This is a genomic window from Mesorhizobium sp. BR1-1-15 (genome assembly GCF_020165475.1).
Taxonomy (GTDB): Bacteria; Pseudomonadota; Alphaproteobacteria; order Rhizobiales; family Rhizobiaceae; genus Mesorhizobium.
The window spans coordinates 17,499-28,748 of sequence record NZ_JAIUIF010000029.1 but is presented as its reverse complement, the minus strand read 5'-3'; the positions used below and the strand labels follow the sequence as shown (position 1 = coordinate 28,748).

General features: G+C 65.1%; 5 protein-coding genes and 1 pseudogene. 4 read left to right on the top strand and 2 right to left on the bottom strand.

Annotated features, from left to right (window positions below):
• Together LB541_RS28120 and LB541_RS28115 are read left to right on the top strand one after the other, a co-directional pair.
• A pseudogene (locus LB541_RS28120) lies at positions 1 to 241 on the top strand (xanthine dehydrogenase family protein subunit M); the annotation flags it as partial.
• A complete protein-coding gene (locus tag LB541_RS28115) occupies positions 238 to 2,535 on the top strand; it encodes a xanthine dehydrogenase family protein molybdopterin-binding subunit (protein ID WP_140663674.1) in 2,298 nt (765 codons plus the stop codon). The pseudogene LB541_RS28120 and the gene LB541_RS28115, both read left to right, overlap by 4 nt.
• Positions 2,536 to 2,688: 153 nt before the next feature.
• Here LB541_RS28115 and LB541_RS28110 read toward each other — a convergent pair whose 3' ends face one another.
• On the bottom strand, positions 2,689 to 3,738 hold the full coding sequence (locus tag LB541_RS28110) for a helix-turn-helix transcriptional regulator (protein WP_224620083.1): 1,050 nt from the start codon (positions 3,736 to 3,738) through the stop codon (positions 2,689 to 2,691).
• Positions 3,739 to 4,024: 286 nt separating this feature from the next.
• Between LB541_RS28110 and LB541_RS28105 the strand changes: the two genes are divergently transcribed.
• Together LB541_RS28105 and LB541_RS28100 are read left to right on the top strand one after the other, a co-directional pair.
• A complete protein-coding gene (locus LB541_RS28105; protein ID WP_140582452.1) occupies positions 4,025 to 4,984 on the top strand; it encodes a helix-turn-helix transcriptional regulator in 960 nt (319 codons plus the stop codon).
• Positions 4,985 to 5,248: 264 nt separating this feature from the next.
• Positions 5,249 to 10,219, top strand: a complete 4,971-nt coding sequence (locus LB541_RS28100; RefSeq protein ID WP_224620081.1) for an autotransporter domain-containing protein — start codon at positions 5,249 to 5,251, stop codon at positions 10,217 to 10,219.
• Positions 10,220 to 10,270: 51 nt separating this feature from the next.
• Here LB541_RS28100 and LB541_RS28095 read toward each other — a convergent pair whose 3' ends face one another.
• The gene (locus LB541_RS28095) at positions 10,271 to 11,152 is read right to left on the bottom strand and encodes an EamA family transporter (RefSeq protein WP_140582458.1); all 882 of its coding nucleotides are present in this window, start codon (positions 11,150 to 11,152) and stop codon (positions 10,271 to 10,273) included.
• Positions 11,153 to 11,250 lie beyond the last annotated feature (98 nt).

Genomic DNA, 11,250 nt, shown 5'->3' with positions numbered 1-11,250 from the left:
GGCCGACGGGCGCACCGTCCGCGACCTGCGCGTCGCGCTCGGCGGCGTTGCCACCAAGCCCTGGCGGGCGCGCACCGTGGAAGAGGCGCTTAAAGGCAAGGTGCTGGAGCCTGAGGTTGTCCGCGCGGCCAGCCTGCTCGCCGTCGAGGGCGCCGTCGACCATGGCGCCAACCACTACAAGATCGAGCTCGCGCCGCGCGTGGTGGCCAGAGCGATCCTCAAACTGGGAGAAGCGGCATGACCGTTCACATCGCAAGACATGGCGACGCCTCCGACGGCGTGCTGGCACAAGCCGTCGGAGGCCGGCTGTCGCGCGTCGACGGCCCGGCCAAGATCACCGGCGCAGCCAAATACGCCGTCGAACAGCAGCTCGAAGACTTGGCCTATGCCGTGCTGGTCGACAGCACGATCGCGTCCGGCAAGGTGCGCGCCATCGATACGGCGCAGGCTGAGGCGGCGCCCGGCGTGCTGCAAGTGCTGACGCCGGACACCATCATGGCCCTGAAAACCGCGTCGGACTGGTTCGGCACGCCCCCGCCCGACAAGCCTTATTGCCCGCTGGCGCGCGACATCAGCTTTTCGGGCCAGCATGTCGCCGCCGTGGTCGCGGAAACCTTCGAGCAGGCGGTTGCGGCAGCGGCCCTGGTCAAGGTCGACTATGACGAGACGCCGGCCATCGTCGACCTCAACGATGCCAAAGCCGGCGACGGCATTCCGATCGAGGCCATGACCAAGGAATGGGGCGACGCGCAGGCTGCCTTTGCGTCCGCCCCGGTCCGGATCTGCGCCGCCTACAACACGCCGCGCGAATACCAGGCGCCGATGGAGCCGCACGGCCTGATCGCCCGCTGGGAGGGCGACCGGCTCACCGTGTGGGAGCCGAGCCAATGGCTCGATGGCATGGCGCGCACCTATGCCGAGTGGTTCGATGTGCCGTTCGAGAATGTGCGGCTGGTCTCGCCCTATATTGGCGGCGGCTTCGGCTCCAAGGCGCTGGCGCTCGGCCACGGCGCGGTTGCCGCGAGTGCAGCCAAAATGCTCGGCCGGCCGGTGCGCCTGGTGATGACGCGCCCGCAGACCTTCACCGGCTATGGCGGCCGCGCCGCGACGCGCCAGACGGTGGCGCTCGGCGCGGATGCGGAAGGAAAAATCCAGTCGATCGTGCATCGCGGCGTCAATGAAACGTCGATCGATGGCATGTGGGTGGAGCCGTTGGCCTCGGTTACCTCGATCATGTACGCGACGCCGAACTTTTCGTCCCGGCAGAACGTCGTGCGGGTGAATTCCGTGGTGCCGGGCGCCATGCGCGCGCCGGGCGAGAACCCCTCGGCCTTCGGCATCGAAAGCGCCATCGACGAGCTCGCCTATGAGGTTGGCATCGACCCGCTGGAGATCCGGCTGCGGAACTATGCCGAGCAGGACCCGGAAGTGAAAAAAGCCTGGTCCACCAGGCAGTTGCGCGAGGCTTTTGCCACGGGCGCCGAGCGCTTCGGCTGGGCCAGGCGCTCACCGGAGCCGCGTTCGATGCGCGACGGCAACCATCTGATCGGCTGGGGCGTAGCCGCCGGTACCTATCCGGTGCGGCGCGCCTATGGCGAGGCGATCGTGCGCATCCTGGCCGACGGCTCGGTGGAGGTCGAAAGCTCTTCGATCGACATGGGCCAGGGCACCTACACCATCCTGGCGCAGACGGCGGCCGAGACGGTGGGCGTGCCGGCCGACGACGTCGTGGTGAAGCTGGGCGATTCTCGCTTCCCCCGCGCCGGCGTCGCCGGCGGCTCGCGCCTGGCCGGCGTCATGACGGGCGCCGTCTACAAGGCCGCGACCTCGGCGCTCGACCAGTTGGTCGGGTTGGCGATCAGCGACCCGCGCTCGCCCTTCCATGCGCTGCAGGCCAACACGCTGGTCGTCGCCAATGGCCGCATCACCGCACCGCGTGGCGACGGCCCCGATGTGTCGATCGCCGAGCTCCTCAAAAGCGTCGGCCGCGATCGCATCGAGGCGACAGGCGATACCATGCCGGCCAATTCGAGTGCCGAGGACCGCTACAGGAACTACACCACCATCGCCATGGCGCTGCCGCACACCGAAGGCGACTATTCCCGCCACTCCTGGTGCGCGCATTTCATCGAGGTCCGGGTCGACGAGGATTTCGGCACCGTGCGGGTCTCGCGCGTCGTGTCGGCGCTGGATTCGGGACGGCTCTACAATCCGAAGCTGGCGGAAAGCCAGTGGAAGGGCGGCATCATCATGGGCATCGGCCAGGCGTTGCTGGAAGAAGGCATCATCGACCGCCGCCACGGCCGCATCGTCAACAACAACCTCGCCGACTATCTGGTGCCGACCAATGCCGACATTCCCGACATCGAGGTGATTTCGGTCGGCATCCCCGACCCGCACTCCTCTGTGCTCGGCGGCAAGGGCGTCGGCGAACTGCCCATCGTCGGCGTGGCGCCGGCGATCGCCAACGCGGTGTTCCACGCGACGGGGAAAAGGGTGCGCGACTTGCCGATCACGCTGGAGAAGCTGATCTGAGCGGTGGAAGCGAGTAATCTCCCCCCTTGAGGGGGAGATGGCCGGCAGGCCAGAGGGGGGCGGCCAGGCGCGATCCCGGCGAGCGAGCGCTTCGCGCCGGAGCCGCTCTGGAGGCGGTGAGCCGATCTCGCGCTGCGGACTACGCCTTCAGCCTCAATGCGCTGCCAGGGGCGTGCCTATGTCCGAGACGAGCTTGACGAGGTCGGCTTGGCGTCTCGTCCCGGTTTTGGCGAAGATACGATTGAGGTGTGTCTTCAAGGTGTTTTCGCCGATGCCGAGCGACAAAGCGCTCTTCGACGCCGACAATCCGCTGCCGATCCGCAGCAGGACCCGCGCCTCCGCGGGCGTAAGGTCGAACAGCGTGGTCAGGACGGCCTCTGGCAGAGGAGAAGCCGACGTCGTGGTCGATATAAAAACAGCCGCGCATGCCGGCCGGAAAGCCGCGCGCGCGGTTCCTTCGGTCAGCGGCAGCACATAGGCGACGGCGGGCGGCCGGCCTGGGGCCGAGACCGGCAGTCCTATGCCCCGGGCGCCAAGCGAAGCATCCGCGTTCGCGGCGCTGGCGATCGCTTCCAGCAGGGCGCGGGCGACCGCCGGATTCTGCGCCTGGAGCAGGCCGTTCCTGGAAAGAATCGGACCTTGCGCCGACAACATCCGTTCGGCAGCGCCATTGGCATGGAGGATGGCCCCGTTGGCGCCGGCAAGCACGACAGGCACTGCGAGATTGTCGAGCGCCTGGCGGTAAAGGCTGGCGGTAACGCGAGCCTGGTCGAGCAGGTCTCCGATCAGGGAAGCACGGCGCAGATGCGGCGAGAGCAACGCGAGGAAATGTTGGTCTTCGGCTGATATGATCCCCCTGTCGGCCCATGTGGTGCAACCCATGAGCCCGATCCGGTCCGATGTGTGGACGAACTTGGTGATGCAGGCTTCGCGCAGTCCCTGAGGTTTGGCCCAGTTCTGAAAAAATGCCGTCTGCCCGAGTTCGGCTTCGCTCATCAGCGACAGCGTCGCGACAGGCGTGTCGACATCGCCGACGACCGCCGTCTTCAAACCGGGAATTGCGTCAAAGTCATAATCCTGGAGCACGCGCATTTGCACGGGATCCCAGGGCGATTGAGCGGCGAAGCGGCCATGACTGTCGGCGGTGCTGGCGAGCGCGATGGTTGTATAGGCCGCGTCCATGGCGGTCGTGATCCGGGTCATGACGCCGGCCCAGCCTTCCGGGTTCAAAACGCAATCGTAAATATCGCCGATAATGGAACCAAGAACTTCGCTGCTCAGCCTCTCCACCACGCCTCCAGACACACTGCGATCTCGCCTCGGATAATTTTGTGGCGTCATACTTTTGGATGACGCCACTCCTGGCCGATCTCGATTAGGATTCAACTCGATTGCTTGACGCCAGCCGCCACTGTTGCCGGTTATTCTGCCGATTGAAAGTATGGCGATCGGTATTTTTTAAGCGCGGATACTTTATCGAGGTTTTCCATTGTCGCGAAAGACGGTGTTTTCATCGGCTCAGTTGCCGCCGCATCTTGGCGAACGCGAGCGATTTTCCCTGTGGCAGGACATCCACGTCGCGGAAATATGGTCGGTGGAATACGGCATATCGGAAAACCTGCCCTTCGAGGCCTCGATCGAAGCCACGGCTGTCGGTTCACTGGTTCTCGGCCAGATGTCCGGAACGATCAAGCAGGCGACAAGGAAGGCGAGCAACATCGCCGAGGACGACAATGACGGCTATTTGCTGTTGATCAACAAGGCCGACACCCTCTTGTCGGGCGTGCAGGTCGGCCGCGAATATGCCGTCGGTCGGGGAGAAGCGGTCCTCGTCACGGCCTCGGAGGCGCTGAAAATGACCGGTGCCGACAGCAATATCTGGACCAATGTGGTGGTCCCACGCGCGGTCCTCATGCGCGCCTTCCCGCAGATCGACGACCGGCTGGGGTTGAAGATCGGCGCCGACAACGAAGCCCTCGATCTTCTCAAGCGCTATTGCGAGCTTCTTGAAAGCGGCAGCCCGCTCGCCTCGGCCGATCTCATAACCCATGCGACGGACACGATCGTGGACCTGATCGGCCTGGTGACCGGGGCGAAAGGCCGGGCTGCCGAATTGGTCGGTCTTCGCGGCCTGCGCGCCGCCAGGCTGGAGGCGATCCTGGCAACGATTGCCGAGGACTTCGCCGATCCTGGCATCTCCGCCCAAGGTGTCGCGCAACAACTCGCCCTGTCGGCGCGCTACGTCCATGATCTCCTTCAGGAAACGGGAGTGAGCTTCTCCGAGCGCGTTCTCGAGCTGCGGTTGCAGAGCGCCCACAGGATGCTTTCTCAGAGACACAGCGACATGCGGGTCAGCGATATCGCGATGACGAGCGGGTTCAGCGATGTATCGTATTTCAATCGCTGCTTTCGTCGCCGTTTCGGCTACACGCCGACCAGCGCCAGATAGGATTGCGGCATTTTCTGTGGCCGGCCCTGGCGCGGGGTCCGATTCTCTCTTTGAGAGGCCGGTGGAGCGGCGCCTGCGCGCTCGTGGCGCAGAACTGCCACAGTGCGCGCAAAAGGCTCGGCTTTTCGCTCCAGTCCAATTCCAGTGCGGCCCTGCCCAAGACAAGCCCGAGCTCCAATGACATGTCAGCCTCAGGGTGAAACGACTGTCATGTCAGGGGTTTGGATGCCGCAGAACACATTTGCAGGCCGCAAGGCGACGGGGATGAAGTATCTGTTGCTGGCTTCGACCGCGCTGGTCGGTCTTGGTCAGCCGCTCACCGCGGCGGCAGCCGAGATCTGGACCGGTGCTGCCTCCACGAACTGGTTCACGGCCGGAAACTGGACCCCAGCGTCGGTGCCGACAGCGGCCGATAATGTCACTATCAACACAAGCGCCGTCAACCCGACTGTCATCAACGGCGCAAATGCTTTTGCCGCCGGTGTCACCATAGCAAATGGCTCTTCCTCGACCGGTGATCTGACCATTTCGAATGCCGGCACTCTGACCAGCCAAGACGGTACATTGGCATATTCGGCAACCGCCAATGCATCGGCAACGATCACCGGCGTCGGCTCCTCGTGGAGTACTTTCGCTAGTTTCGCCCTTGGATATGGCGGCACCGGCACGCTGAACGTTGCCAGCGGCGGTGTTATGAATGATGGCAGTAGTTTTGTCGGTTATAATTCCGGCTCCGTTGGAACGGCCACGGTCGACGGCACCGGGTCGCAATGGAACAGCGCGGGCAATCTCTATGTCGGTTTCGGCGGCACCGGATCGGTGACGGTTTCAAATGGCGGCCTGTTGTCGGATGATCTTGCCAATATTGGCGGGAGTTTCTCGGCCTCCGGCACCGTTTTGGTGACGGGGCTAGGCTCGGCCTGGACGAATGCTTCCCAGGTAACTGTCGGCGATCAGGGCACCGGATTTCTGGACATCTTCAGCGGAGCAACGGCGACGGATGTGACCGGCGTTGTCGCCGCGAATGCCGGCTCTCACGGCACGGTCAATGTCTCCGGCACGGGGTCGACATGGACAAACAGCGGGAACCTGACGGTTGGACAGACTGGCACGGGCGCGATGATCGTTTCCGCCGGCGGCAAGGTGACCGACAGCGTAGGCACAATTGCCAAGAATTCAAACTCCACGGGTACGGTCATCGTCGACGGCACGGGCTCGACCTGGACCAACGCTTCCCACCTGTTCATCGGCGATCAGGGCACCGGTACGCTGACGGTTTCGAACGGCGGCAAAGTCAGCAACCTGAGCGGCATTTTGGGTAACCTGGCGGGTTCCAGTGGCACGGCAACCGTCGATGGCGTTGGATCCACCTGGGCCAACGCCGCGCTCGCGGTCGGCAACGGGGGTTTCGGCACGCTGACGATAACAAATGGCGGCAAAGTCACCAGTTCGGTGGGATATGCGGGCTATGCCGCGGGCTCCACTGGCACGGTGGCGGTCGACGGTAACGGATCGTCCTGGACAAACACTTCCAACCTGTTCATCGGCGACCAAGGCCAGGGTGCGCTCACAATCTTGGGCGGCGGCGCGGTCAGCAGCGCCATCGGCACGATCGGCGCGCTGACGGACTCTATCGGCTTCGCGACGGTCACCGGTTCCGGCTCGACCTGGACCAACAGCTCGGATCTATTCGTCGGCGATAGCGGCAGCGGCACGCTCTTGGTTGGGAGCGGCGGCGTGGTCAGCAACGCCTCGGGGAATATCGGCGCGAAAGCAGGTTCGACCGGTTTCGTGTTCGTCGACGGCGCCGGCTCGACCTGGACCAACAGCTCCAACCTGGCTGTGGGCGATTTCGGTACCGGAACACTGGCGATCTCCCACGGCGGGGTCGTCAAGAACAGCTCGGCGGTCATTGGCGCGAAAGCAGATTCGACCGGCACTGTGTTCGTCGAAAACGCCGGCTCGACCTGGACCAACAGCTCGGACCTGATCGTTGGCGATCAGGGCACGGGTACGCTGGCGGTCTCGAACAAGGGCGCGGTCAGCAATCAGAACGGCATTTTAGCCAACGTTGCCGGCTCCACCGGCACGGCAACGGTCGACGGTATAGGCTCGACCTGGGCCAGCGTAGCTCTTGTTGTCGGTTCCGCCGGCACCGGCGAACTGAACATCCTCAACGGCGGCGCGGTCAGCAGTGGCCTGGGCTTCGTTGGTTTCGATTCGGGTTCCGCCGGCACGGTGACGGTCGACGGCACGGGATCGACCTGGACAAACAGTTCCAACCTGTTCGTCGGCGATCAGGGTACCGGCACGCTGAATATCTCGAACGGCGGCAAGGTCAGCGATACCACAGGCTATGTGGGCACATTGTCGGGCTCGACCGGCACGGTAACGGTCGACGGTGGGGGGGCGGCCTGGAACAACAGCTCGGACCTGTTCGTAGGCGGTTTCGGCACGGGTACTCTGACGATCTCGAACAGCGGCACGGTCAGCAATGGCTGGGGCTATGTCGGCTACATTGCCGGTTCGACCGGCATGGCGGCGGTTGACGGCGCGGGATCGAAGTGGACGAACAGCGGGGACCTCTATGTCGGAGGCTTTGGCACGGGCACGGTGACGGTTTCGAACGGCGGCATGGTCAGCAATGGCTTGGGCTTGATTGGCTACGCCGCGGGTTCGCTCGGCACGGTAGCGGTCGACGGTGCCGGCTCGATTTGGGCAAACAGTTCGAACCTGAGCGTCGGCGACCAAGGTACGGGCACGCTGGCGATCACCAATGGCGGCACCGCCAGCAACCAGACCGGCTATTTGGGCAAGGCTGGGGGTTCCACAGGCATCGCCACCGTTGATGGGTCGGGTTCGCACTGGATCAATTTCTCGGACCTGCGCATCGGCGATTCCGGCACGGGCAAGTTGACGATCTCGAACGGCGGCAGCGTCGTCAACCTGGTGAGCACCGTGGGCTCCGCCGCGGGCGCCATCGGCTCGGTGACAGTCGACGGCGTCGGCTCGGTTTGGGCCAACAATGCTTCCCTTTATCTCGGCGAAGACGGCACCGGCACGCTGGCGATCTCAAACGGAGGTATCGTCACCAGCGCTGCTGGCTATCTGGGCTTTGACGCCGGGGCCCTGGGCACGGCAATCGTCAGCGGCGCAGGCTCAAGCTGGACCAGCAGCAACCTCCTTCAGGTCGGTCAGGGTGGCACGGGATCATTGACCGTCTCGAACGGTGGCAAGGTCGCCAACACCGATGGCTATCTGGGCTTTTATGCCGGGTCCATCGGCATGGCCAACGTCAGCGGCGCCGGCTCGACATGGGCCAGCAGCGGAGATCTCGATGTCGGCGTTAGTGGAACAGGCACGCTGACGATTGCCAATGGCGGCGCGGTGTCGAGCGGCGGCGTGGTCAACATCGCCGCCATGGCGGGCTCCGTCGGCACGCTCAACATCGGTGCGGCGAGCGGATCGCCAGCGGCGGCCGCGGGCACGCTCAATGCGACTAGCGTCCAGTTCGGGCCGGGCGCGGGTGCGATCAACTTCAACCACACCGACACGAACCACGCCTTCGCGTCGGCGATCGGTGGCGCAGGCACGATCAACCAGATCGCCGGCGCGACGAACCTCACCGCCGATTCGAGCGGCTTCACCGGTGCCACCAATGTGGATGGCGGGCGGCTGGCCGTGAACGGTTCGCTGGCCAACTCGCTGGTGACGATCTTCGGCGGCACGCTGGGCGGCAACGGCACGGTGGGCGGCGTCATGGCGCGGTCGGGCGGCATCATCGCCCCCGGCAATTCGATCGGTACGCTCCACGTCGCCGGCAATCTCGACCAGGCGGCCGGCTCGATCTACCAGGTCGAGCTGACCTCGACCGGCCAGTCCGATCTCATCCACGCGACGGGCACGGCGACCATCGCCTCCGGCGCGATCCTCCAAATGCTCAAGACGGACGCAGCGCCTTACGTGCCGGGCACGCATTACACGGTTCTGCAGGCCGACGCGGGCGTCATCGGCACCTACACAATCAGCGGACTGGGCCTTTTCACCGGCCTTTACGCCAATTACGATCCGACGCATGTCTACATCGACGCAGTGCAGGCAAAGTCCTTCGCCGATGTCGGCCTGACGCCAAACCAGATCGCCACCGGCGGTGGTGCCGAAAGTCTTGGCAGCGGCAATCCGCTGTTCGATGCCATATTTGCTTTGCCGAGCGAAGCAGCCGCCCAGGACGCCTTCGACCAGCTTTCCGGGGAAATCCATGCCTCGGCCAAGGGCATGCTGCTTGAAGACAGCCGCTTCGTCCGCGACGCCGCCAGCAATCGCATTGCTGCTGCCTTTGGCGATGGCGGCGCGGCGGCGCTGCCGGTCATGGCCTATGGCGAGGGTGGGCCGGAAATGGTGGCGGCCGATACCGACCGCTTCGCCGTCTGGGGCCAGGTGTTCGGTTCGTGGAGCAACACCGACAGCGACGGCAATGCCGCCGCCTTCGATCGCTCGACCGGCGGCCTGCTGGCCGGCGCCGACACTTTGGTCGGCGGCTGGCGTGTCGGCGTGCTCGGCGGCTACGGCCATTCCTCCTTCGATGCCGACGACCGCGATTCGTCAGGCAAGAGCGACAGCTACCATCTCGGTCTCTATGGCGGCACGAACTGGGGCGCCATCGCCTTCCGCAGCGGTGCAGCCTATAGCTGGAGCAGCATCTCGACCAGGCGCTCGGCTGCTTTCAACGGCTTTGCCGATCAACTGTCGGCGGACTACGACGCCGGCACCGCGCAAGCGTTCGGCGAACTCGCTTACAAGGCTGATGCCAGTGGCTTCCATTTCGAACCCTTCGCCAACCTCGCCTATGTCAGCGTGCACACCGACGGCTTCACCGAAACGGGTGGTGCCGCGGCGTTGACCAGCGCCAGCACAAGAACCGACGCCACCTTCACCACGCTCGGCCTTCGCGGCGCGACCGACTTCGCGCTTGGCGGCATCGATGCCACCGCTCGCGGCATGCTCGGCTGGCGTCACGCCTTCGGCGATGTCACGCCGACCTCCGCCTTCGCCTTCGCCGGCGGCGATCAATTCACCATCGCCGGCGTGCCGATCGCCAGGGATGCCGCGGTGATCGAGGCCGGCCTCGATCTCAACATGTCGGCCAATGCGACGCTCGGCTTGTCCTATACCGGCCAGTTCGGCAGTGGCACGGCCGACCAGGGCGCGAAGGTCGATCTGGGCGTGAAGTTCTGAACGACGGTGGCGAAACCGGGTTTGCAGCACGAACCTGCACGTTGATCGGCCCTACTCCGGCGACGGCACCGGCGGCTTCGAGGTCAGCGCGGTGCCGGCGGCCGCGACGATGACGGCGGCGATGCCGGCCAGTTGCGGCGCGGTCAGGCTCTCATGCAGGAACAGGAAGCCGGCCAGCGCGCCCAATCCTGGCTCCAGGCAGGTCAGCGTGCCGTAGATGCGGGCCGGCATCCGGGTCAGCGCCACCATCTCCAGAAAGAACGGCAGCGCGCTCGAGAACAGGCCGACGAGCAAGGCACTGACCAGGATCGACGGCGCGAGCAGGCCCGCTCCCGCCTGCGCCACGCCGAAAGGAAGCACCAGCACGGCGGCGATCGCCATGCCATAGGCGGTGGTGCGGGTGCCGAGTTCGGCGCCCGCCTTCTGCGCCAGCACGATGTAGAGGGCCCAGAAACCGCCGGCCGCCAGCGCCAGCATCACCCCGGTCGGATCGAGCGGCTGGAGCGAACGGATGAAGGGTGACAACAGCACGATGCCGGCGACCGCCAATGCGATCCAGGCAAAGTCGCCCGCCCGCCGCGAGGTCAGCGTCGCCACCAGCAGCGGTCCTGAAAATTCCAGCGCCACCGCGACGCCGAGCGGAATCGTGGCGAGCGCGGCGTAGAACAGGAGGTTGAGCGCGCACAGCGTTACCCCATAAGCGACCAGCCACGGCATGGTGGCGCGCGAAGGCCGCATCTGCCAGGGCCGCAGCACGGCGATCAGCATCAGCGCGCCGACGACCAGCCTCAGCGTCGTCGTGCCCTGCGCGCCGATCACCGGAAACAGGCTCTTGGCGAAAGTAGCGCCGATCTGGATCGACACCATGGCCCCCAACAGCGCCATCACGGGCAAAGGCGCCGCTTCACGACCGACAACCGGCGTCGATGTCACTTGATCCCGTCCTCCGTGCGCCATCAGGCAAACGCTGCGTCATGGGAGATAGGGCGAACCGGCCCGTCCGTCGTGAGGCAGGACCGGCATCTCGATGG

Bases quoted from the DNA above. Each gene is read 5' to 3' on its own strand.
- LB541_RS28115 (WP_140663674.1), top strand. From the start codon at position 238: ATGACCGTTCACATCGCAAGACATGGCGACGCCTCCGACGGCGTGCTG.
- LB541_RS28110 (WP_224620083.1), bottom strand. From the start codon at position 3,738: ATGACCCGGATCACGACCGCCATGGACGCGGCCTATACAACCATCGCG.
- LB541_RS28100 (WP_224620081.1), top strand. From the start codon at position 5,249: ATGAAGTATCTGTTGCTGGCTTCGACCGCGCTGGTCGGTCTTGGTCAG.